The sequence below is a fragment of the Streptomyces sp. NBC_01304 genome (genome assembly GCF_035975855.1).
In the GTDB taxonomy this organism is placed as follows: domain Bacteria; phylum Actinomycetota; class Actinomycetes; order Streptomycetales; family Streptomycetaceae; genus Streptomyces.
Genome location: NZ_CP109055.1, coordinates 3,340,554 through 3,363,454, shown reverse-complemented (window position 1 = coordinate 3,363,454; position 22,901 = coordinate 3,340,554). Strand labels below are relative to the sequence as shown.

General features: G+C 69.8%; 18 protein-coding genes. 10 read left to right on the top strand and 8 right to left on the bottom strand.

Annotated features, from left to right (window positions below; all coding sequences use genetic code 11):
- The first annotated feature begins 156 nt into the window (after positions 1-156).
- The gene (locus OG430_RS14640; RefSeq protein WP_327352929.1) at positions 157-855 is read left to right on the top strand and encodes a GntR family transcriptional regulator; all 699 of its coding nucleotides are present in this window, start codon (positions 157-159) and stop codon (positions 853-855) included.
- Between the two features lie 149 nt (positions 856-1,004).
- Here OG430_RS14640 and OG430_RS14635 read toward each other — a convergent pair whose 3' ends face one another.
- On the bottom strand, positions 1,005-1,286 hold the full coding sequence (locus OG430_RS14635) for an HPr family phosphocarrier protein (protein WP_327352928.1): 282 nt from the start codon (positions 1,284-1,286) through the stop codon (positions 1,005-1,007).
- Between the two features lie 202 nt (positions 1,287-1,488).
- On the opposite strand from OG430_RS14635, the gene OG430_RS14630 reads away from it, so the two are divergent.
- The 4 genes from OG430_RS14630 (at position 1,489) to OG430_RS14615 (ending at position 6,900) form a co-directional block, all read left to right on the top strand.
- Complete coding sequence (locus OG430_RS14630) at positions 1,489-4,299, top strand: bifunctional acetate--CoA ligase family protein/GNAT family N-acetyltransferase (protein WP_327352927.1); 2,811 nt, start codon at positions 1,489-1,491, stop codon at positions 4,297-4,299.
- Between the two features lie 53 nt (positions 4,300-4,352).
- Positions 4,353-4,964 carry a DUF5998 family protein gene (locus OG430_RS14625; RefSeq protein ID WP_327352926.1) on the top strand — a complete coding sequence of 204 codons (612 nt, stop codon included), beginning with the start codon at positions 4,353-4,355 and terminating at the stop codon, positions 4,962-4,964.
- Positions 4,964-6,169 carry an alkaline phosphatase family protein gene (locus tag OG430_RS14620; RefSeq protein ID WP_327352925.1) on the top strand — a complete coding sequence of 402 codons (1,206 nt, stop codon included), beginning with the start codon at positions 4,964-4,966 and terminating at the stop codon, positions 6,167-6,169. Before OG430_RS14625 ends, OG430_RS14620 begins: the two co-directional genes overlap by 1 nt.
- A gap of 80 nt (positions 6,170-6,249) precedes the next feature.
- Positions 6,250-6,900 carry a thymidine kinase gene (locus tag OG430_RS14615; protein ID WP_327352924.1) on the top strand — a complete coding sequence of 217 codons (651 nt, stop codon included), beginning with the start codon at positions 6,250-6,252 and terminating at the stop codon, positions 6,898-6,900.
- A 235-nt stretch (positions 6,901-7,135) separates the two neighbouring features.
- Here the strand turns inward: OG430_RS14615 and OG430_RS14610 are convergent, their stop codons facing one another.
- From OG430_RS14610 to OG430_RS14590, 5 genes are read right to left on the bottom strand one after another with little or no spacing between them, the layout of a single operon-like run.
- The gene (locus OG430_RS14610; RefSeq protein WP_327352923.1) at positions 7,136-7,948 is read right to left on the bottom strand and encodes an amino acid ABC transporter ATP-binding protein; all 813 of its coding nucleotides are present in this window, start codon (positions 7,946-7,948) and stop codon (positions 7,136-7,138) included.
- A gap of 6 nt (positions 7,949-7,954) precedes the next feature.
- Entirely contained in the window at positions 7,955-8,740 is a 786-nt protein-coding gene (locus OG430_RS14605; RefSeq protein ID WP_327352922.1) for an amino acid ABC transporter permease, read from the bottom strand.
- A gap of 34 nt (positions 8,741-8,774) precedes the next feature.
- Positions 8,775-9,239 (bottom strand): transporter substrate-binding domain-containing protein, encoded by a 465-nt coding sequence (locus tag OG430_RS14600; protein ID WP_327352921.1) that lies wholly within the window; start codon positions 9,237-9,239, stop codon positions 8,775-8,777.
- 16 nt (positions 9,240-9,255) lie between these two features.
- The gene (locus OG430_RS14595) at positions 9,256-9,558 is read right to left on the bottom strand and encodes a transporter substrate-binding domain-containing protein (protein WP_327352920.1); all 303 of its coding nucleotides are present in this window, start codon (positions 9,556-9,558) and stop codon (positions 9,256-9,258) included.
- 38 nt (positions 9,559-9,596) lie between these two features.
- The gene (locus OG430_RS14590; protein WP_327352919.1) at positions 9,597-10,562 is read right to left on the bottom strand and encodes a hypothetical protein; all 966 of its coding nucleotides are present in this window, start codon (positions 10,560-10,562) and stop codon (positions 9,597-9,599) included.
- Positions 10,563-11,034: 472 nt separating this feature from the next.
- Here OG430_RS14590 and OG430_RS14585 point away from each other — a divergent pair, with 472 nt between their 5' ends.
- Positions 11,035-11,535 (top strand): hypothetical protein, encoded by a 501-nt coding sequence (locus tag OG430_RS14585; protein WP_327352918.1) that lies wholly within the window; start codon positions 11,035-11,037, stop codon positions 11,533-11,535.
- A gap of 123 nt (positions 11,536-11,658) precedes the next feature.
- Here the strand turns inward: OG430_RS14585 and OG430_RS14580 are convergent, their stop codons facing one another.
- Complete coding sequence (locus OG430_RS14580) at positions 11,659-13,083, bottom strand: cellulose binding domain-containing protein (RefSeq protein ID WP_327352917.1); 1,425 nt, start codon at positions 13,081-13,083, stop codon at positions 11,659-11,661.
- 309 nt (positions 13,084-13,392) lie between these two features.
- Between OG430_RS14580 and OG430_RS14575 the strand changes: the two genes are divergently transcribed.
- On the top strand, positions 13,393-14,664 hold the full coding sequence (locus OG430_RS14575) for a nucleotide sugar dehydrogenase (protein WP_327352916.1): 1,272 nt from the start codon (positions 13,393-13,395) through the stop codon (positions 14,662-14,664).
- Positions 14,661-16,643: a glycosyltransferase gene (locus OG430_RS14570; RefSeq protein ID WP_327352915.1), complete on the top strand. Its 1,983-nt coding sequence runs from the start codon at positions 14,661-14,663 to the stop codon at positions 16,641-16,643. The genes OG430_RS14575 and OG430_RS14570 overlap by 4 nt, the downstream gene beginning before the upstream one ends.
- 100 nt (positions 16,644-16,743) lie before the next feature.
- Here OG430_RS14570 and OG430_RS14565 read toward each other — a convergent pair whose 3' ends face one another.
- A complete protein-coding gene (locus OG430_RS14565; RefSeq protein WP_327352914.1) occupies positions 16,744-18,258 on the bottom strand; it encodes a polysaccharide deacetylase family protein in 1,515 nt (504 codons plus the stop codon).
- A gap of 387 nt (positions 18,259-18,645) precedes the next feature.
- Here OG430_RS14565 and OG430_RS14560 point away from each other — a divergent pair, with 387 nt between their 5' ends.
- Both OG430_RS14560 and OG430_RS14555 read left to right on the top strand, forming a co-directional pair.
- Positions 18,646-20,457, top strand: a complete 1,812-nt coding sequence (locus OG430_RS14560) for a glycine-rich protein (RefSeq protein ID WP_327352913.1) — start codon at positions 18,646-18,648, stop codon at positions 20,455-20,457.
- A 183-nt stretch (positions 20,458-20,640) separates the two neighbouring features.
- Positions 20,641-22,875: a TerD family protein gene (locus OG430_RS14555; protein ID WP_327352912.1), complete on the top strand. Its 2,235-nt coding sequence runs from the start codon at positions 20,641-20,643 to the stop codon at positions 22,873-22,875.
- Positions 22,876-22,901 lie beyond the last annotated feature (26 nt).

Genomic DNA, 22,901 nt, shown 5'->3' with positions numbered 1-22,901 from the left:
CAGGCCGAGTCTGGCCAAAAGATATCCATGGAATCCGGCAGCCCATCGGAAATATGGGTGTGCTGCAATAGGCTCGCTGAACGAGCGTCAACGGGCGTCAACTCAACCGCGTTTCGCGGGGATGCGGCGCATATTTCTTAGGGTGGAGGTCCGGTCATGCGCATTCCCGCGCACTCGGTATGCACGGCCATCCGGGACGACATCGTGTCCGGTGTCTACGAGCGCGGCAGCCGGCTCACCGAGGAGCTGCTCGCGCGGCGCTACGGAGTCTCCCGCGTCCCGGTCCGCGAGGCGCTGCGTACCCTGGAGGCCGAGGGCTTCGTCACCACCCGCCGGCACGCGGGCGCCTGCGTCGCCGAGCCCAGCGCGCGGGAGGCGGCCGACGCCCTGGAGATCCGCATGCTGCTCGAACCGCTCGGCGCCGCCCGCGCCGCCCGGCGCCGCACGGACGCCCATCTGAAGGTCCTGCGCGGCCTGGTCAGGCTGGGTCAGGAGCGGGCCCGGCGTGGTCAGAGCGAGGATCTGCGCTCGCTCGGCGGCTGGTTCCACGAGACGCTGGCGCAGGCCTCCGCCAGCGAGGGCCTGATCGCCCTGCTCACCCAACTGCGGCACAAGATCGCTTGGATGTACGTCGTCGAGGGTGCGGCCCGGCCCGTCGAATCCTGGGCGGAGCACGGCGCGATCGTCGACGCGGTGGCCCGCGGGGACGCCGAGCGGGCCCGTTCGCTGACCGCCCTGCACACCGAACGGGCCGCGGCCGCGCACCGGCTGCGGTTCGCCGAGCCGGCGTCGAAGACCGTGCCCGCGGTGAGGACTTCGCAACATTCCGTAAACACGGCGAGCGCCCGCAATTAACAGGGGCCCCGTATACAAAGACCTGTATTTAGACGGGGTCTCTTTTTGCTGCCCGGAATTCGCCCACCAGTGGCAAGGGGCGCAAAAATAACTGAGCCGTGCCGCCCGAATTCGGGCGGCACGGCTCAGTCGAAATTCGTCTGCTTGGCTCAGACGGTCTCGGGAAGCTCCTCGAGCCCCTCGGCGACCAGCTTCGCCAGACGGTCGAGCGCGGCGTCCGCGTTCTCGGCGTCCGAAGCCAGGACGACCTCTTCGCCACCCTGCGCGCCCAGACCGAGCACCGCGAGCATGGACGCGGCGTTGACCGCGTTGCCATCCGCCTTGGCGATCGTCACGGGGACGCCGGAGGCCGTGGCCGCACGGACGAAGATGGAGGCGGGACGGGCGTGGAGGCCCTCGGTCCAACCGACGTTGACGCGGCGCTCAGCCATGTGATGCTGCCCTTCAGGTTTCACTCAAGCCTTGTCTAGACCACTGTCTCATATCCGGGCGGGTGCTCCCGCCGGTCTTTCGTCCGTCATCCTGCTGCCCTTCGGCCCCCCTAGCCTGCAACGGTCCACGCGGCCGCGCGACCCGTACGATCCGCCGCCGCGACCCGTACGATCCACGGCCACGAGCCGTAGGCTGACCCGCATGCAGAACGCGTCCGAGCGTGCGGACTACCCGGCCCACTGGGAAGCCGACATCGTCCTGCGGGACGGCGGCACCGCCCGGATCCGGCCCATCACGGCCGCGGACGCGGACCGCCTGGTCAGCTTCTACGAGCAGGTCTCGGACGAGTCGAAGTACTACCGCTTCTTCGCGCCCTACCCCCGCCTGTCCGCCAAGGACGTGCACCGCTTCACCCACCACGACTTCGTGGACCGGGTGGGCCTCGCCGTCACCATCGGCGGCGAGTTCATCGCGACGGTCCGCTACGACCGCATCGACGCCACCGGAAGGGCGGCCTCCGCGCCCGCCGACGAGGCCGAGGTCGCCTTCCTCGTCCAGGACGCCCACCAGGGCCGCGGCGTCGCCTCCGCCCTGCTCGAACACATCGCGGCGGTCGCCCGCGAGCGCTCCATCCGGCGCTTCGCCGCCGAGGTGCTGCCCGCCAACAACAAGATGATCAAGGTCTTCCGGGACGCGGGCTACGAGCAGAAGCGGACCTTCGAGGACGGCGTCGTACGCCTCGAATTCGATCTGGAGCCGACCGACGAGTCCCTCGCCGTGCAGCGCGCCCGCGAGCAGCGTGCCGAGGCCCGCTCCGCGCAGCGCCTGCTCGCGCCCGGCTCGGTCGCCGTCATCGGCGTCGGACGCAGCCCCGGAGGCGTCGGCCGAGCGGTCCTGCAGAACCTCGTGACCTGCGGTTTCACCGGCCGTCTCTACGCGGTCAACGCGGCCTTCGCCGAAGATCAGGCCGCGCTCGAAGGAGGTGTCCCCGCCCACCGCTCCGTGGCGGAGATCGCCTCGGACGAGCCCGTCGACCTCGCGATCGTCGCCGTTCCCGCCGCGCGCGTCCCCGAGGCCGTCGCCGCATGCGGCGAGCGCGGGGTGCGGGGCCTGGTCGTGCTGTCCGCCGGATACGCCGAGTCGGGGCCCGAAGGCCTGGTCCGCCAGCGGGAGTTGGTGCGCCAGGCGCGTTCGTACGGCATGCGTCTCATCGGCCCGAACGCCTTCGGCATCATCAATACGTCGCCGGACGTGCGCCTCGGCGCCTCGCTGGCCCCCGCCATGCCCAGGGCCGGCCGGATCGGCCTGTTCACGCAGTCGGGCGCGATCGGCATCGCGCTCCTGGCCGGGCTGACCAGGCGCGGAGCGGGCCTGTCCACCTTCGTCAGCGCGGGCAACCGGGCCGACGTGTCCGGCAACGACCTCCTCCAGTACTGGTACGACGACCCGGACACCGACGTCGCCCTCATGTACCTGGAGTCGATCGGCAACCCCCGCAAGTTCACCCGCCTCGCCCGCCGCACCGGCACCGTGAAGCCGGTCGTCGTGGTCCAGGGCGCCCGGCACTCCGGCGCCGCCCCCACCGGCCACGCCGTCCAGGCCACCCGCATCCCGCACGAAACGGTCTCCGCCCTGCTGCGCCAGGCGGGTGTCATCCGCGTCGACACGGTCACCGAGCTGGTCGACGCGGGACTCCTGCTCGCCGGCCAGCCCCTCCCCGCCGGGCCCCGCATCGCGATCCTCGGCAACTCCGAGTCGCTCGGCCTGCTCACCTACGACGCCTGCCTCGCCCAGGGCCTGCGCCCGCTGCAGCCCCGCGACCTGACCACCGCCGCGACCCCCGACGACTTCCGTGCGGCGCTGACCGCGACCCTCGCCGACGGCGCCTGCGACGCCGTGGTCGTCACCGCGATCCCCTGGGTCAAGGAGAGCGGCACCATGGGAACCCCCGAGGGCGAGGCCCTGGCCACCGCCCTGCGCGAGGCCGCCGCGATCGCCCCCGCCAAGCCCGTCGCGGTCGTCCAGGTCGAGCTGGGCAGCCTCGCCGAGGCCCTCTCGGCCGCCACCCGCACCGGCCCCCGGCGGGTCCCGCACCCGGAGCCCGACCCGCTGCCGGCCACCCCCGCCGAGCCCCTGCCCGGCACCGCCATCCCCACCTACCCGGCCGCCGAACGCGCCGCCCGCGCCCTCGGCGAAGCCGTGAAGTACGCGCAGTGGCGCCGCGAGGCGGCCGACCCCGGCAAGGTCCCCGAGTTCGACGACATCGACGAGAAGGGCGCCGCCGACCGGATCACCGCCCTCCTCGAAGCCGCCGGCCACCCCCGCGGCCTGGAGCTCGCCCACGCGGACGCCCACGACCTGCTCAAGCGCTACGGCATCGACGTACACCCGACATACCCGGCGCCCGATCCGGACGAAGCGGTACGGGCCGCCGACGCCCTCGGCTACCCGGTCGCCCTGAAGACCACGGCCCCGCACCTGCGCCACCGCGCGGACCTCGGCGGAGTCCGCCTCGACCTGGCCAACGAGGAGCAACTGCGGGCCGCGTACGGCGAATTGACCGAGACCTTCGGGAAGCCGGAGGAGCTGCGGCCGGTCGTGCAGGCGATGGTGCCGCGGGGTGTGGACACGGTCGTACGGTCCGTCATCGACCCCGCCGCGGGCGCCGTGCTCTCCTTCGGGCTGGCCGGGGCGCCGTCGGAGCTGCTCGGCGACACCGCGCACCGCCTGGTTCCGGCCACCGACCGGGACGCCGCGAGCCTGATCAGGGCGATCCGGACGGCTCCGCTCCTGTTCGGCTGGCGGGGGTCCGCGCCCGTGGACACCCGGGCCCTCGAAGAGCTGCTGCTGAGAGTGTCGCGGCTGGTCGACGACCACCCCGAGGTGGTGGCGGTGGCCCTGGAGCCGGTGATCGTGGCGCAGCAAGGCCTGTCCGTGCTGAGCGCGTCCGTACGGCTGGCCCCGCCCCCGGCACGTACGGACGTCGGACCGCGCACCCTGCCGACCTACTGAAGAGCCTCCTGCGGGGGCCCCGGCAGTCACTGAGCCCCCGTAAGATGGGGGCCATGGCAAAGACCGGTACGACGACCCAGGGGCTGCGCGCGGCGATCGAGCGCAGCGGCTATTACCCGGCCCTCGTGGCCGAGGCGGTGGAGGCCGCCGTCGGTGGGGAGCCGATCGTGTCGTACCTGGTGCACCAGGAGACCACCTTCGACTCCAACGAGGTACGCCGCCACGTCACGGTCCTGGTCCTGACCGGCACCCGCTTCATCGTCAGCCACACCGACGAGCAGGCCGCCGACTCGACGTCGCCGACGCCGTACGCCACCACCTCCACCGAGTCGGTCAAGCTGAACCGAATCTCCTCGGTCGTGGTCAGCCGCGTCGTCGCCAACCCGGAGAAGTACGTGCCGGGCAGCCTGCCCCGCGAGGTGCTGCTCACCATCGGCTGGGGCGCGGTCTCGCGCATCGACCTGGAGCCCGCCGCCTGCGGCGACCCCAACTGCGAGGCGGACCACGGCTACACCGGCTCCTCCACCGCCGACGACCTGAGCCTGCGGGTCAGCGAGGCCGGTGACGGCCCGGACACCGTGCGCCAGACCCTGGCCTTCGCGCAGGCACTCTCCGAAGCCACTGCGGCCACCGCAGCGACGGTGACGACGGGCTCCGGCCGCTGATGGCGCAGCCCTCCGCGTGGCAGGACCCGGCCTGGCAGGACCCGGAGATCCTTCCGGTGAGCTCCGCCCCCGTTCCCGAGTACGGCACCGGCTCCCTCGCCGATCTGCTGCCGACCCTCGCGGCGGGCATGGAAGTCCCGGGCATGCAGACCGCGATCCCCGAGCTCGGCCAGGCCGACCGGAACTGCGTCTTCCTGATCGACGGCCTCGGCTGGCAGCAGCTCCTCGCGCACCCCGACGAGGCGCCCTTCCTGACCTCCCTCATCGGCAGCTCGCGCGGCGGCACCGGACGCCCGATCACGGTCGGCTTCCCCGCCACCACCGCGACCTCGCTCGCCTCGGTCGGCACCGGCCTCGCGCCCGGCGCGCACGGGCTGCCCGGCTACACCTGCCGCAACCCCGAGACCGGCGAGCTGATGAACCAGCTCCGCTGGAACCCCTGGACCTCGCCGCGCGTCTGGCAGCCGTACCCCACGGTCTTCCAGCTCGCCGACGAGGCGGGCGTGCACACCGCTCAGGTCTCGGCCCCGCACTTCGAGAACACCCCGCTCACCAAGATCGCACTGAGCGGCGGCACCTTCCACGGCCGACTCGTAGGCGAGGACCGCATGGACTTCGCGGCGCGCCAACTCGCCGCGGGCGACCGCTCGTTGGTCTACACGTACTACGCCGAGGTCGACGGCAAGGGCCACCGCTACGGCGTCGACTCCGACGCCTGGCGCGGCCAGCTGATGTTCGTCGACCGCCTCGTCCAGCGCCTTGCCGAACAACTCCCGCCGCGCAGCGCCCTGTACGTCACCGCCGACCACGGCATGCTCGACATCCCCTTCGACGACCAGTCCCGCATCGACTTCGACGAGGACTGGGAACTGCGCGCGGGCGTCGCCCTGCTGGGCGGCGAGGGCCGCGCCCGGCATGTGTACGCGGTCCCGGGCGCCGAGGCGGACGTGTTGACCTGCTGGCGCGAGGTGCTGGGGGAACAGTTCTGGGTGGCGAGCCGGGACGAGGCGATCGCGGCGGGCTGGTTCGGGCCGCACGTCGACGAGCGCGTGTACCGGCGCCTTGGCGATGTGATCGCCGCGGCCCGCGACGACGTCCTGATCGTCGCGTCGGAGCGTGAGCCCAAGGAGTCCCAGATGGTCGGCAACCATGGCTCGATGACCCCCGTCGAGCAGCTGGTGCCGCTCCTCGAAGTACGCTCCTGACCCGTCGCCTCCCTGATCCGCCGCCCCCGCCACCCTCGTACTGCTTCCGTACGCGCCCCCTGAAAGGTCTGCAACTCCCCATGCCCGAGCTGGTGTTCTTCTCCGGAACGATGGACTGCGGAAAGAGCACGCTGGCTCTTCAGATCGGCCACAACCGGTCGGCCCGGGGCCTGCAAGGCGTGATCTTCACGCGGGACGACCGGGCGGGGGAGGGGAAGCTCTCATCGCGCCTGGGGCTGGTGACGGAGGCGGTGGAGGCCGCTGAGGGGCTGGATCTGTACGCGTATCTGGTGGACCAGATGTCGCACGGCGGTCGGGTCGACTACGTGATCGTGGACGAGGCGCAGTTCCTTGCGCCGGAGCAGATCGATCAACTGGGGCGCGTGGTGGACGACTTGGAGCTGGACGTCTTCGCGTTCGGCATCACGACGGACTTCCGTACGAAGCTGTTCCCGGGGTCGCAGCGGCTCATCGAGCTGGCCGACCGCATAGAGACCTTGCAGGTCGAGGCGATGTGCTGGTGCGGGGCGCGGGCCACGCACAATGCTCGTACGGTCGGCGGGGAGATGGTCGTCGAGGGGGAGCAGGTCGTGGTGGGGGATGTGAACCGGCCTGCTGAGGACGTGGGGTACGAGGTGCTCTGCCGCCGCCACCATCGGAGGCGTATGACGAGCGGGTCGGCACAGGCGGGGGCGTTGTCGCCGGACGTGCTCCCGGTCGGCGGGGTCTGAGCCGAAGGCCGGTCGGGCGGACTTCGTTTCCCGGAGTCGTGGAAATGGATTGCTGGGCCGATTCCGGCGAAGGTCCTTGCTCACGCCGCCAGACTCAGCAGGACGGCCGCGAAGGCGGCCCCTCCGGCGGCGGACTGCTGCGGGCCGCGCGGTCTGCGGGGCGGGGTTCCCGCACGAACTGGGGGCGGCGGACCGCGGTGGAGCCGGCTGGCTCCACCGCGGAGGCACGTACCTCTCACTCGTCGATGCGCACGTCGTGCGGCCCCTTGTCCTGGACCTCACCGACCCGGGCGGCGGCCGGATCAAGCACCCGGGCCAGGAAGGTGCGGGTGCGCTCGTGCTGCGGATCGCCGATGATCCGGTCGGGAGTGCCCTCCTCGACGATGACCCCCTCGTCCATGAAGACCACCCGGTCGGCGACCTCCCGGGCGAAGGACATCTCATGCGTGACGACCAGCATCGTCATGCCCTCCTGGGCCAACTGACGCATCACCGCCAGGACATCGCCGACGAGCTCCGGGTCCAGCGCGGAGGTCGGCTCGTCGAAGAGCATCAGCTCCGGGCCCATCGACAGCGCGCGGGCGATCGCCACGCGCTGCTGCTGACCGCCGGAGAGCTGCGCCGGATAGGCCGCCTCCTTGTCCGTGAGCCCGACCCGCTCCAGGTTGGACCGGGCGTTGACCTCCGCCTCCCCCTTGCTGCGGCCAAGGACCCGCCGCTGCGCGATGGTCAGGTTCTGCAGGGCGGTGAGATGCGGGAAGAGGTTGAACGACTGGAAGACCATTCCGATCCGGCGCCGCACCTGGTCGATGTCGACATCCGGATGGGTGACCTCCGTGCCGGCCACGCTGACCGTGCCCGAGGTGGGTTCCTCGAGCAGGTTGATGCAGCGCAGCAGCGTCGACTTCCCCGAGCCCGACGGCCCGATGACGCACACCACTTCGCCGGCGCGGACGGTGAAGTCGATGCCCTTGAGCACCTCGAGCTCACCGAACTGCTTGTGCAGGTCCCGCACCTCGATCGCGGTCCCGCTCTTGTCCAGCTTCATCGCCGGTCACCTGGCCTTCGCGGTACGGGCCTCGAGCCGCCGGACGACCTGGCCGAGCGGGATCGTGATGACCAGGTAGCAGAGGCCCGCCACCAGGATCGGAGTGAGGCTCTGATTGGTGATGAGCGCGTCGCGCCCGAACTTGGCGAGCTCGTACTGCGCCGCCGTCATGCCGAGCAGGTACACCAGGGACGAGTCCTTGGTCAGCAGGATCAGCTCGTTGGTGAGCGGCGGCAGCACGATCCGGAAGGCCTGCGGGATGACGATGGAGATCATCGCGCGTCCCTGGGACATGCCCAGTGACCTGGCCGCTTCCATCTGCCCCTTGGGCACCGCCTGGATGCCGGCCCGGATCGTCTCCGCCATATAGGCGGCGCCGACCAGGCCGAGCGCCAGCATCACGGTGATGTAGTGATCGATGTTCAGCGAGAACGCCAGGGGCACGCCGTAGCCCAGGGCGATGAACACAAGCAGGGCGGGGAGCCCTCGGAAAAGCTCGATGTAGGCGATCGCCAGCCACCGGTTGGGCGCCACCTTGGACAAGCGCATCAGCGCCAGGACCAGGCCGAGACCGAGGCCGAAACTGAAGCCCATCGCGGTGTAGATGAGGGTGTTGACCAGCGCCGTGGTGATGACATCCGGGAACTGGTTCCGGGCCACCTCGATGTTGAAGAAGGCGCGGCGGACCTCGCCCCAGTCGGCCATCAGCACTATGGCGATCAGCGCGGCGGCGAGCACGGCGTACTGCGCATAGCGCATCACCTTGGCCTGCTGCCTCTTGGACATGGACATATATGACGATCTCCTCAGTGGTGGCGCTGCTCGGTCAGCGGGCGGCCGGGAACCACTTCTTGTAGATCTCGTCGTACGTGCCGTCCTTCTTCGCCTTGGCCAGGACGTCGTTGATCACCTTGAGAAGCTCCTTGTTGTCCTTCTTGACGCCGATGCCGTACTTTTCGCCGGTCTCGAACTCGGTGGTCACCTCGAACTCCGGGTGCGTCCTGGCGTGTTCGAAGAGCAGACCGTTGTCGTTGATGACGGCGTCGACCTTGCCGGACGCCAGCGCGGCGAGCTGCAGACCGGAGTCCTCGAACTGCACGAGCTCGACGCCCTCGCCGTTCTTCTTCGCGTACTCCTCGCCCGTGGTGCTCTGCTGCACGCCGAGCTTCTTGCCCTTGAGCGCGGCGAGGTCGGCGTAGCCGGCGCCCTTCTTGGTGATCAGGGCCTGGGATGCGTCGAAGTAGGGATCCGAGAAGTCGAACTTCTTCGCGCGCTCCGGGGTGATGGTCATGCCGGCGGCGGCCAGGTCACACTTGTTGGTGTTGAAGTTCTCGCCCGACTCGATGCCGTCGAAGGGGGGTGTCCTTCGGCACGTGTTCGACCTTCAACTTCTTGGCGACAAGGTCCATCAGATCCATGTCGAAGCCGACGACCTTGCCGTCCTTCTCGACCTCGAAGGGAGCGTAGGGAAGCCCGGTGCAGTCGACCAGCTTCCCTTCCTTGACCAGCGGCACCTTGCCGCTCTTGGCGTTCGATTCGGTGCTGCTGCAGCCGGCGAGCAGGACAACCGCGGCGACGGCTATGAGCGGCAGCGGGGAACGGGTCAACACGGCGCCTCCAGGGCGAAGTTGGGGTAGCGCCCACCTGGTCAGCGGGTTGGACGGATCCTTCCACCGGCCCGGTGCCCTGTCGCGGCCGCGGTGATTGCGACAACGTAACGGCTGCGCACAGGCTGCCAATTGGCGAGCTGACGCCCGATAGATGCCCCAGGGGCAGCGGCGCGGCATTCGCGGGCTCGGCGATGCTCTGCCTTGGCACAGTCCCCCGGTGCGGCCCCGATCGGTGTCGGCCGACGGGGGTCGATGGTCCCGCCTTGTGTACTGAGTTCGTCCAGAGGAACCGTTGGCACGATGCAGGCCCAGGTCGGCTCGATCCCGAAGTAGGGCGGGGGTTGCATTCCCGTCTGAGCGGCTTGCTCGGCAGCTTCGGCAGTTTCGGCGGGTGAGCGCAGCGCCCAGGGGATCACGAAGATCAAGGCCATCGCGAGAAGCAGCCGGGTGGCTGAGGCCGGCTGCCAGAGTCCGGGTACGTCGACGTCCCCCGGGGCCAGGCCGAGTTCGTCCGCGTACAACTGATGAAGCACGAGGCCCGAGGCCGCCAGTGGAGCGACCACCAGACCCACGACGATGGAGCCGCCCCAGACCACCCATCCGCTCCATGACCATTGCCGCACGAGCAGGCAGAGGCCGGTGACGGCCACGGCGAGGACGACGGTGAACAGGGCCTGCGTCTGGGACGGGCCCGAGTCGTCGGCGAGAGGGCTTCCACCAGTGGCCAGGAGCAGCGCGAAGGCGAGCAGGATCGTGGCCGCCCGTGTGGCGGCCTTGTTGCGGCCGCGGTTCATTCGGCCTGCTACCCGTAGGGCCCCGGTCAGAGTGAGGGCAGCGGCAGTGCCCCAGAAGTAGGGCCGGAACCCGGTGGTCTCGAGGGCGAGCCCCGTGGCGAATGCCGTGGCGAGAAGCCGGCAGACCAGTTTGACCAAGCTGCTGTTGAGCGCGTCCTCCCGGTCGAGAAGCTCGGTGCGTCCCCGGCCGTCCTTGGGGCGTACGTCCACTTCGCGCGGTCCGTGCTCCCCAGGAAGGGCCAGGCGTGCGAGGTGCCCTGAGGAGGCTGGTGACCGGTCATGCAGCCGATCAGCTGCGGGTGCCAGCCCGCTGCATCTGGCCTTTCGTGGCCTATCCGGTTGCGTTTCGTGCTCCCGGTGTGTGGCGGGGGCCGTGCAGGGTGGTGCAAGGGGCATTCATGCGCGGCTACTTGTTCTTCCGGTGCTGCTGCTGTTGCTCGTGGGTTGCTTCGGGCCGGTGCCGCCGCACTTGGAGGCGGAGCAGGAACAGTGAGCGGCGAGGGCAATTTTGTCCAAGCCAGGGCGTCCGCACGCCGCTAGGGTCCCGGCAGTGATCTTTGCCCCGAGGGCGGACCGTCACGCTCAGAGGTATCCGTCAAGCTCAGAGGTGTGCGTGATGTCGTATCCGAATTCGCCGTACCCGAATTCCCCGGCGGGCGCAGAGTGGCGGCCCAGGCGCGGTATGCGATGGCAGCGCTACAAGGTGTCGCGCCCGCTCACCCCGCAGGACCTGTTCGGGTTGTGGGGGGCGATCGCGGCCGTGGTGGCCCTCGCTCTGTTCCTCGGGTGGGCGCTCGAGATGAAGGGCGGTGCGGTGATCGTCTTCGCGATCCCGCTCATATCGTCCTGGCACAGCACCCGGCGCATCCTGTTCTACTTCGGCCCGCCCAGAGTGCAGATCGGGAACGTGATCCTGCCGTGGACCGATGTCACCCAGTTCGTCGTGGCAACGCCCCCGTACGGTGAACACGCCTTCATCGGGGTGCGGTTGCGGCAGGGCATGACCCTGCCGGCCGGATCGAACGTACCGCCGCCGAACCCGGCCGTACCGGCCCCGCTGTACGTATCCGTTCCCCGGCACCAGGTCGATGTGGCCAAGATGGTCGACAAGGCCCGCAGGTACGCCCCGCCGCACATCCAGATCGTGGTCGCCGATCCGTCCGGCGAACGCGTCGCCTCCTGAGCTCCCCTCCGCCGCGTACACCGCTGATCGCGGGCCGCGGGCCTCGTTGGCCACCCCGTCACACCCTGACCCTGCGCCGCGGTGACAGCTCAGGGTCAGGAAGCCCGCAACGTGTCGAAAGGGTCAGGAAGCCCGCAACGTGTCGAAGTAGCTCACGCCGCCGTCCTCGAAGGACTTCGCGGCCGCTTCGGCCTCCTTGGCGGTGAGCTTCTTGTCGGCCTGGTGGTAGATCCAGTCGATCTTCATGTCCCAGACCCGCTCGCCCGCGAACGACAGGTCCACGAACCAGGTGTTGAAGTTGATCGCCATGTCGGCGCGCGGCGCGTAGGCCTTGCCGCTGCGGTACAGGACCCGGCCGTCGATGGTGTACGTGACCTTGTCCTTCTCGACCTGGATCAGCATGGTGTGCCAGCCGGCCAGGCTCTCCATGTGCTTCTTGGTGACGCGGTCGCCCTCCCCGGCGTGCCGCCAGCTGGTGGTGTCCAGCTTGGGGCCGGGTGCGCCCCAACCGCCGTTCGGCATGTACTCGTTGTCGAGCTCGCTGTACTTCGCGCCGGAGCCGCCGATGGTGAAGAAGGTCTGGTTGACGGGGTCGCCGTTCTTGCCGGACGTCGGCTTGTCGGTGAAGTGGATGCGCGCCGCGTAGGTGCCGTAGCGGAACTTCTGCTCCTTGGAGCCGAGGGCAGCCTGCCGGGTGCCGGCCTTGGTGCCGTCGGTGGAGGCCCGCAGCTGCAGCACCTGTCCGTCAACTGCCTTGTCGTCGGCGGGGAAGGAGATGTTCTTCGCCGTCCAGGTGTTCTCGACGCCAGGGCCGCCCTTGCTGGTGCGTACCAGCCAGCCGTGCTTGAACAGCGCGGTGTCCTTCGGCCCGCGGTAGCTGAAGTTGTCGAAGACCGCCCCTTCGGGGAGCTCGACGGAGGGCTTGGCTTCGGGCGCGGCGGCCGAGTCGGTCTTGGCGCCGTCGGGCTCGTTGCCCCACACCAGGTCGCCGCGCTTGTACGCGGTGATCCGGTCGGAGTTCTGGTACGACGTCTTGGAGGCGTCGAACGACCAGTCGTCGGCCTGCCGCAGCGGCTTGTGGTCGGTCCTGAACAGCTGGAGCTCCAGGCCCCGGCTGTTCTCGCCGGGCTTCAACACCCCTGCCTTCTCGGTGAATCCGAGCTCCAGGTAGTGATCGGCCTTGTCGCCGGGGGAGTCCATGGCGACGACCGTGCCGGTCAGATTCGAGCAACCCATCGCCGCTTCCACGCAGTTGAAGCGGTACGTGGCGGACCCGTCGGCAGTGAAGTAGTACCGCACGGTGACCTCGCTCAGCGGCACCGGCTTGTCGGAGGTGTTGAACACCTCCAGCCACGGCCGCGCGGCATCGGCCTCGGCCGCGGTAGACGTCCGGTACCGCACGGTGAGCTCCGAGGGCTCCGGGTTGAAGTGCCGCCACAGCGGCTTGGCGGCCAGGACGGCACCGGCCAGGACGGCCACCAGAAGCAGGATCTTGAACGCTCTGGCTATGCGGCTGCGGCGACGCGGCCGGCGGCGTGAGGTCGCCACGGAAAACTCCTTCGGGGGCGCGGGGCGGTGCGCCCGGCGGCTGGATCGGCGCAGACACTACCCGCCGCCGTGCGCGGCACCGGGCCCGTGTCCGGCGTCGGACACGACTGCGTACGGACCGACACGCAATGAGGCCCCAGGGTTGTACGTGATGTGTTGTGAGAATCGAGACTGTGCACAACATGTGATCACTTGTGAAGACGTTGTTAGCATCACGACTCATTTGCTTATTCGATTCTTAGAAAACTTGTGCGCCTTGCCGCTCGCTGTCTGGGGTGGGCCGGCGGCGCCGGGGTGGGATGCATTGCCGTGAAGAGAGACACCAGTGTTGACCTCGTCGTCGTCGGACTCGGCTACGTCGGGCTGCCACTTGCCCGAGCCGCCGCCGCCTCCGGCCTGAAGGTCGTGGGGCTGGACCGGAGCCGACCGGTGATCGAGGGGCTGAACTCGGGCAATTCGCACGTCGACGACATCAGTGACGCCGACGTACGCGCCATGCTCGAGCGGGGGTTCCGTGCGGTCGACAGCCCAGAGGTCATCGCGGAGGCAGGGGCGGTCGTCATCTGTGTGCCGACCCCGCTGACCGACCACGGCGCCCCCAACCTCGGTGCGGTGAACGCCGCGACGGCCGACATCGCCGCTCATCTCACCCCGGGCACCCTGGTCGTCCTCGAGTCCACCACCTACCCCGGCACCACCGACGAGGTCGTCCGCCCTCGTCTGGAGGCCGGCGGCATGAAGGCGGGCGTCGACTTCCACCTCGCCTTCTCGCCCGAGCGCATCGACCCGGGCAACCCGCACTTCGGCCTGGAGAACACCCCCAAGGTGGTCGGCGGCACCACGCCGGACTGCACCAAGGCGGCCCGCGCCCTGTACGAGGGCTTCGTGGGCGGCGTGGTGGAGGCCAAGGGCACCCGCGAGGCCGAGATGGCCAAGCTCCTGGAGAACACGTACCGGCACGTCAACATCGCCCTCGTCAACGAGATGGCGATGTTCTGCCGCGAGATCGACGTCGACCTGTGGGACGCGATCCGCTGCGCCTCCAGCAAGCCCTTCGGCTTCGCGCCGTTCTACCCCGGCCCCGGCGTCGGCGGCCACTGCATCCCGATCGACCCCAACTACCTCTCGTACAAGGTGCGTTCGCTCGGCATCCCGTTCCGCTTCGTGGAGCTGGCGCAGGAGATCAACCAGCGGATGCCCGCCCATGTCGTGTCGCGCGCGGCCGACCTCCTCAACGAGCAGGGCAAGCCGCTGCGCGGCTCGCGCGTCCTGCTGCTCGGCGTGACCTACAAGCCGGACATCTCGGACCAGCGCGAGAGCCCCGCCGTGGACGTGGCGGAGCTGCTGCTGGAGCGCGGCGCCGAACTCGTCTACTACGACCCGCGGGTCGAGGGCTGGACCGTCGAGGGCACCGAGGTGGCACGCGAGGAGGACTACCTCGAGGGCGCGGCCCGGGCCGACCTGACGATCCTGCTCCAGAACCACAGCGAGCTCGACCTGGACAAGCTGTCCGACCGCGCCGGGATGCTCTTCGACACCCGGGGCAGGACGGCCGACCACCCCCAGGTGGTCAAGCTGTGAGTGACGCAGACGCGTACATACCGGGGGCCGAGGATTCCGACGGCCGCCGCCGGCACCGGCGCAGGCGGCATCTGAAGGTCTCGTACCTCTTCTTCCTCGCCATCGCCGCGGTGATCGTCACCAAGCTGGACCCGACCTCGCTCCACCTGTACTCGTTCGGTGCGATGGGGCTGCTCGGCCTGAAGATGTTCGGGGCGCTCTTCTACCGGCCCGCGAAGGCGGACCGCGAAGACCTGGTGCTGCTCGACAACTCGTGGGTCACCGCGGTCATCCCGATCTACAACGAGGACCCGGTGATGTTCGAGCAGGGGATGCGCAGCCTGCTCGCGCAGAGCCGGCTCCCCAACGAGGTCCACATCATCGACGACGCCAGCGCGGACGCCTCCGGCATCCGTACGGCGAAGAAACTGCGCCGCGAGTTCGAGGCCAAGGGCGTCAAGTACACCGTCAGCGTCCAGCCCGAGAACAAGGGCAAGCGCGAGGCGCTCGCCCTCGGCTTCCAGGCGGCTCCGTACTCGGACCTGTTCCTGTGCGTGGACTCCGACACGGTGCTCTCCCGGGACACCGTCCGTGAGCTGCTGCTGCCGATGGCCAACGAGAAGATCATGGCCTCGACCGGCATGGTGCTCGCGCTCAACCACGACAGCAACATCTTCACGCGCCTGCAGGACCTGCGGTACGGCAACTCGTTCCTCTTCGAACGGGCCGCCTACTCCCGCCTGAAGTCGGTCCTCTGCTGCTGCGGTGCGCTCTCCGTCTACCGCGGCACCCTGGTGCGCAAGTACCTGCCGGACTTCCTCAACCAACAGTTCCTCGGCAAGCCCGCCGTCTTCGGCGACGACCGCCGCATGACCAACTACTGCCTGATCGAGGGCCAGGTCGTCTTCCAGGAGACCGCCGTCGGCTACACGGCCGTCCCCGAGAAGCTGCCGCACTTCCTGCGCCAGCAGGTCCGCTGGAACAAGTCCTTCTTCCGCGAGTCCCTGTGGGCCTTCCGGCACCAGAAGAAGTTCCGGCCCGCGTTCTGGCTGACCTGCATGGAACTCGCGCTCTGGCTGGTCTTCGGCTCGGCGATGTTCTACTCCATGGTCATCCTGCCGATCATGGAACCGGCGCGGTTCGTCAACCACATCGGCGACTACCTCGTCTTCATGGTGCTGATGGGGTACTTGCGCAATGTCCGGTACCTCGACTTCCCGCGCCGCGGCATGGGCTTCATCAAGCGCTTCGGCATGTTCCTGCTGGCTCCGTTGTACGGCGTCATCCAGCTGCTCCTGCTGACTCCGCTGCGCTTCTACGCCCTGCTCACCCTGCACAAGGGCAGTTGGGGCACCCGCCAGGGCGGCGTCGAGGTGTCGGTCGCGGGTCACGAGGACGATGTCTCCGCGGTCTGGGAGGAGGAGGACCCGTACTCCTCGCCGCAGGTCTCCTCCACCATCGAGATGATGCGCCTCGAGGGCATCGCGCTGGCCCGCACCACCCCGCACATGACCTCGCGGACCGCGGCGGCCCAGGACTACTACGGCAGCGAGTACAGCGGCGACGATCTGCAGGACCTCGGCCGCAGCGTGCCGCAGCAGCGCGTGGCGTGGAACGGATCGCCGCATCAGCAGCAGTACGAGCCGGTGCACCAGCAGCAGTATCAGGCGCCGCCGTCCATCACCCCGCTGCAACCGGTCCCGCCGCAGGGGCAGTCGCCGTACGCGGGGCAGTACCAGCAGTACTCGCAGCAGCAACACCAGCAACAACAGTGGCAGCAGGCTCAACACCACCAGCAGGCCCAGGGAGCGCAGACGTACGACCAGGGCCGGCAGACGTACGACGAGGGCCACGGCCAGGTTCCGTACATCCCGCAGCAGCCCCAAGGCCCGTACCCCCAGCAGACCGGGTACGACAACGGCGGCCGGCAGCACAGGCCGGAAGAGCCCGAGCCGCATCACCAGGGCCAGCAGGACGACTGGTTCGGCAACAGCCGCTGAAGGCACGGAAGTTGTCCTTCGTTCAGGACGGATGAGGGCGGGGCCCCGGTCGATGTGACCGGGGCCCCGCCCCTTTCTCGTCGCGCGTCTCAGCCCCGCGTCACGCGTAGTACTCCATCGCCTCCTGGACGGTGAGCACCTTGATGTCGCGCTTCTCGATCTCGTCCAGCAGCTTGCCGAGGCCCGCCTGGCTGATCTCCGTGCTCGCCGCCGGCGTACCGGCGACGACCTTGTGCAGACACAGGATGAGCCAGTCGCCGCTGCGCGCGCAGCGGTCCAGCTGCCCGCCCGGTCCTGTCACCTTGGCCAGCGTCGTACCGCCGATGCCCGCACCGTCGTTGATGCCGGTCAGTGCCTTGAGCCGGTACGGCATCGCCGGGGCGAAGCTCTCGATCGTCTCGGAGACGATCGAGCGGGCCGTGGTGAAGTGCCGGGCGGCGATCATGTCGACGGGCACCCCGTCGGTGGTCTTCTGGAAGGCGCCGTGCGGATACGCGAAGTGCTCGCTGGTGAAGCCGTTGCCGACCAGCCACTCCCGCAGATTGCGCAGATCGTCGTCGACCTGCTGCGCGGTGAGCTTCGCATAGCTCGCCGTGTGCGCGGAGTTGGCGTACGAGTGCCCGGCCATCTCCCAGCCGGAGGAGTCCTGCAGCGACCGCATCTGCTCGATCGTGTAGAAGGAGCCGGTGCCTATCGCGTCCGCGATGTTGTAGACGGTGCCCGGCATCCCGAGCGGGTCCATGACCGGGCGGGCGAGGTCGTGGACCGACTTGTGCGAGTCGTCGAAGGTGATCGAGACGACGCCCTTGGGGAAGACGGACGTGGTGTCGGGGACCAGTTCGATCGCCTGCAGGTTGTACGTCACCGGGCCGGCCTTGTCGTCGTACACCGCGAACGACAGGTCGGTGAAGCCGGTCTTGACGGACGGCTCGCCGTTGGCGTTCAGCGTGTACGTCCCCGACGCGGCGGCGACATCGGCCCACTGGAGGTGGACCGTCACCCATTCCCCGGACTGGACGTAGTTGGCGCCCGTCGCCGCGTGGGTGTGGAAGCGCCAGCTGAAGGTGTCCTTGAGGCCACCGCTGCCGACGTAGCAGACCAACCGGCTGAGGTGGGCGACATCCTGCACCCGGAAGACCAGCCGGATCATCTTGCCGCTGAGGTTCATGGCGTCCAGGCCCGTCTTGCGGACGTACGACTGGACTCCGTTGCCGGCGGTCGTCACGCGGACCGACTGGGTGCCGCGGGTGAACACCTCGGTGTCGTTCGGGTTGGAGGAGGCGGTGCCCGAGCCGCCGATCGACCAGCCGTGCCCCTTCTGGAACTGCTGGGACCAGCTCGCCCGGCGATGCCGCGGCCGCCGCCCGGTCGGCGCGAACGACGGCACCGTCAGACCGCCGATGGACTTGCCGGAGTCGAGGTTGAGGGCGCTCGTGGCCGCGCTCGCGGTGGCCGGTACGAGGAGGTCCTTGCCCAGGACTCCGGCGGCGGCCCCGCCCGCGGTGAGCAGACTGCCGAGTCCCATGAAACGCAGCGCGGAGCGCCGGCCCACTTGGCGCCCGGGTTCCTGCCCGGTGGGTCCGGGCGCCATGGCGTGCCGTCTGCTCCTGCTCAAGGTGACTCCTCGTTCGAAACGGTTTCTGCTTCAGCCGCCGGTCACGGGCGACTTGTGTGCCGAGGGGGGAGGGCGATGCGTTCTTCGGTGGCTCTGACGCGACCGTGCCCACGACAGGGGCGACCGGCGGAGTGGGGGCGAGGGCCTGTACCGAGAGGGTGACCGGGGTGACTTCTGTGCCCCTGGATTCTAACTGCCGCTCCCGTGGCATTCGGCAGAACATCACCAGTTGTGACCGATGACAGTAGGCTCCTCCTGACACCGTCGGGATCATGCTCTGCGTCCGGAAATCATGAGGACGCGGCCGAGATCGGGGGATCTCGCATTCCGGCTGTCTTTCGCAAGCCCTGGGGGGCTTTGTGTAGTTGAGGGCAAATGGAGGGGTTCATGAACAGAGGTTCCTTTGTGCTGCGCCGCGGCGCCCGGAGCATGGGCGTGGCCGCACTGGTCGTGGCGAGCCTGGGGGCTGGGGGTGCCTTCCCGGCCACGGCGGCCGAGGAGGTGGAGTGCGTACCCACACAGGGGTTCACCGACTGCAGGATCTTCGACTTCACCGGCACCAAGGAGGAATTCCAGGTTCCGGCAGGGATCGAGGAGTTGGACGTCAGGGCCTGGGGCGAAGCCGGCAGCGGCACCCCCCAGGCGAGCGGCGGCGCGGGCATCTATGTCGCGGGTGCGCTGGAGGTGAAGCCGGGGGAGCGGCTGACCGTGAAGGTCGGCGGCGACTATTCGGCCCCCCGGTTCGGTGACGCGATCGGCGGCAAGAGCTTCGACTCGTACAGCTGGGGCGGCTCCAGTACCGGGATCCGCACGGCCGACGGCGCTCCGCTGCTGATCGCAGCGGGGGGCGGCGGCGGTGGCGCGTGGGGCGTCTCGCTTTCCGGCCGTGGCGGTGCCGCCGGTGCCGAGAACGGCCATGACGCATCCGAGGCCGGCCTCGGCGGCAAGGGCGCGACCGGCGTCAAGGGAGGAGCGGGCGCCGGCGAAGGAGCCCCCGGCGCCGATGCGAAGGACGGCGGCGCGGGCGGCGACGGCGGCTCGAAGGGCGGCGGCGGTGGCGGCGCCGGTTATGCCGGCGGTGGCGGCGGCGCCGCGAAGAACGACAAGGGCGACACCGGCAGCGGCGGCGGTGGCTCCAGTTACGTCGACCGCGAGCGGATCTCCGACGTACGGCTGGTGGAGGGCGACAGGTACCACCCGCCCATGGAGGACGACCCGTTCTGGGTGCCCGCCCCGCACAACACCCCGGAGGCCGGAGTCGCCGAGGGCGGCAACAACGGCCCCGGTGGGGACGGCCGTGTCGTTTTCCAGTGGAACGACACCACGAAGCCCGTCCTGGCGGACCTGGCCGGTGAGTCCGGCGACGGCCAGACCGTCGCTCCGGACCGCCAGTTCGACCCGATGGTGGTCGTCGCCCGCGCCAAGGACGGCAGGCCGGTCCCGGGCGTGAAGGTCACGTTCACGATCGACGACCCGGACAAGCTGGTGTGGTTCGACTGGGACGAGTCGGACACCACGCACGAGGCCGTGGTCAAGACCGACGCCCAGGGCCGGGCCGCTTCCCCGCACATCACGACCGGGAAGGCCGAGGGCGACTTCACCGTCCGGGCCGCCGCGCGGGGTGTCGACGGTGTGGAGTTCACCGGGCACGTGAAGAAGCTGACCACCGAGGTGGCGGCCGTCGCCGGTGACGGGCAACAGGCCGAGCAGGGCGAGGCCTTCGGGGAGCGCCTGCGTGCCGAGGTGACCGACTCGGGCAAGACCGCCGCGGACAAGACGGTCGAGTTCGTCGTCGAGAGCGACGACGAGGACGCCCCGGTCTTCAAGGGCGGCGAGCGCACCGCGAGCGCGACCACCGACGCCTCCGGCCAGGTGGCGGCGCCCGAGCTGATCGCGGGCGAGGGCGTCGGTACGTACACCGTCGTGGCGAAGTCCGGCGAGGCTTCGGCCCGCTTCAAGGTCGAGGTCACCGAGAAGGGCGCCTCGCCGTCCCCGACGCCGTCCTCGTCGGCAAGTGCGTCACAGACGCCGGGTGGTTCGGCGGGCGGGACCGACCCGCAGGGCGGCTCGGGCGGCGGTCTCGCCCTGACCGGCACCGCGGGCATCGGCACGCTCGCCCTCGCGGCCGCACTGCTCGCGGGCCTGGGCATCGCGACGGTGCGGTTCGGTCCGCGGCTGCGGGCGCGGGTTCGGGACTGAGGGGGTGAGGGGCTGACGTACTGAAGGGCTGGGGATCTGAATTCCCTTGGTCAGTAGGCGAGTTCGGGGTGAGGGGGCGTACCCCTCACCCCAGGGGGTGTCCCGGTGTCCCCTCACCCCAGGGGCCCGCATCCGGGTAAAACCCGCGTGCGCCGGCTCACCGTGCTCTGCGAGCATGCCGGAATGGTCCACCCTCTCGAACCCCTGGTCATCCGGCACACCCACCGTATCCCCGCGCCCCTCGGGCCCGCCGGGGAAGGAGCCGTCGCGGCACGGCAGTTCGACGCCGTGCTGATGTCCGTGGGCTTCAAGTTGTCGGCACCGCTGCTCGCGCACCTGTCGGGGCTGTCCGAGGAGGCGGTCGTCGATACCGCCGTACGCACGCTGCGTACGGTCCGCGAGATGGTCGGCGACCACGTGCGGCACAACGCGTACTTCATCGACTTTCCGGCCAACGTGCCGAACACCCTGGACTTCTGGATGCGGTGCATCACCGAGGCCCTGGCCGACGATGCCACCCGCGCCGCCACGCTGGAGCAGCTGAGCCACGGCGTGGTGAACCTGCTCACCCTCCCCTCGTACGGCCGCTATCAGCACACCTACGCCGAGATGCTCACCCACCACGACGAACTGATCGCGGCGGCGGGGGACCGCATGACGGTCCTGCACCTGGGCGGCGCCCCGGACGAGGAAGTCACCGCCCTGTACGTCGCGTTGGCGGGAAGCGGCACTCCGCTGGGCGAGGACGCCCTGCGTGATCTCGAAGCGCTCGCCGAGACGTGCGTGGCGGGGCCGCAGCCCGCGGAGATCCCGGTCCGGGAGAACCGCGCCGTGATCAACCGGGCCCGCCTGCTTGCCGGTTCGGAGCTCCTGCTCGACACGGTCACCGATGTGCTCCGGCTGGCCTGCGCGCTGGCGGGCGGCGATGTGACGCTCCTCGAGCCGACGCGGCTGCGCGCCCTGCCGCGGCCGGTGCGGCGCGCGCTGCTCGCGGGCCTCGACTCGGTGGTCGCCGAGGCGCCCGCCAAGCTCGCGGACGTCCATGCCCACCGCGAGGTCTGGAAGCGGCTCGGCGAGCGGCTGCACCCGCACGAGTACCCGCAGTGGCCGTACGCCGCCGAGGTGTTCGCCGTCGCCCGCGGTCAGCAGCAGGCACGCTCCTTCGACAGCCGGGTCGAGGAACTGCTCGGCACGAACGACGTCACCGGAGCGGTGGACCTGCTCAAGTCCGCGCCGGGCAAGCTGTTCCGGTCGCTGGACCGGCTGCTGCGCACGGCCCTGACCGAGGAGGAGCGCGAGACGGTGGTCAGCGCCGCCGAGCAGGTGGCCCCGAAGGTCGCCGGGCGGGTCGTGCTGTCGGTGCGCGAGCACCTCCACAACCGGGCCGCAGAGAACGGAGAGTCCGACGAGACCGGCCAGAGCGGACCGAGTGGCAAGACCGGCAAGACCGGCAAGACCGGCGAGCGTCGCGTCTTCGTCAACCGCCTCGGCCGCGCCTGGGTCACCGAGGACACCCGCCCGCCCGTGGCAGCGCCCGACCGCGAGCGCCTGATCACCGCGCTCGACGCGGAGATGCGGCGCCGGCTGCCGGACCCGGGCCATCTGCTGATCGACCCGGACGCCCTCGACGTCGCGCTGCCGCTCAGCGGCAAGGCGGTCGCGTCCGGGCTCGGGGTGCTGCCGCGCGGCTCGGCGCTGCCGGTCGACGGCGAGCTGCTGCGGTTCTTCGTGTACTGGAAGCAGACCAGCCGCGACACCGACTACGACCTGTCGGCGCTGATGCTGGACGCCGACTACAAGACGGTCTCCTGGCTGTCGTACACCCAGCTCACCGATGTCGGCGGCGAGCACTCCGGCGACATCACCGAAGCACCCGACGGAGCCTCGGAGTTCATCAACCTGCGCCTCGGCGCCGTGCGCGGCACCTTCATCGTGCCGCAGGTCAACCTGTTCTCCGGGGAGGGCTTCGAGGAGGTCGCCGAGTCGTTCTTCGGGTTCATGCTGCGCGAGGGCGAGCAGCAGGGGCGCCCGTTCGAGCCGCGAACCGTGCGGATGAAGTCGGAGCTGCGCGGCCCGGGCCGGGTGGCGCTGCCGCTGGTGTTCCAGCACGGGGCCGACGGACGCTGGCGCGCCAAGTGGCTGCACCTGTACCTCAAGGGCCACCCGTCGGCCAACCAGGTCGAGGGCAACCAGGTGTCGGTGGCGACGCTGCTGCGCGGCATCGTCGAGCGCGAGCAGCTGACCGTGCGGTACCTCACCGACCTGATGGCCGGTGCCGCGACGTCCACGACGGTGTGGGACGGCAAGTCGGTACCGGAGCACCCGGTCACCTACATCGGCCTGCAGCGCCCCGACGGGCTGCACCCGCGGTCGCGGATTCTCACCCCCGAAAATCTGCGCGACCTGATCCCTGCCTGACTGCTAGCGTGTGCCGTGGCGAGGCC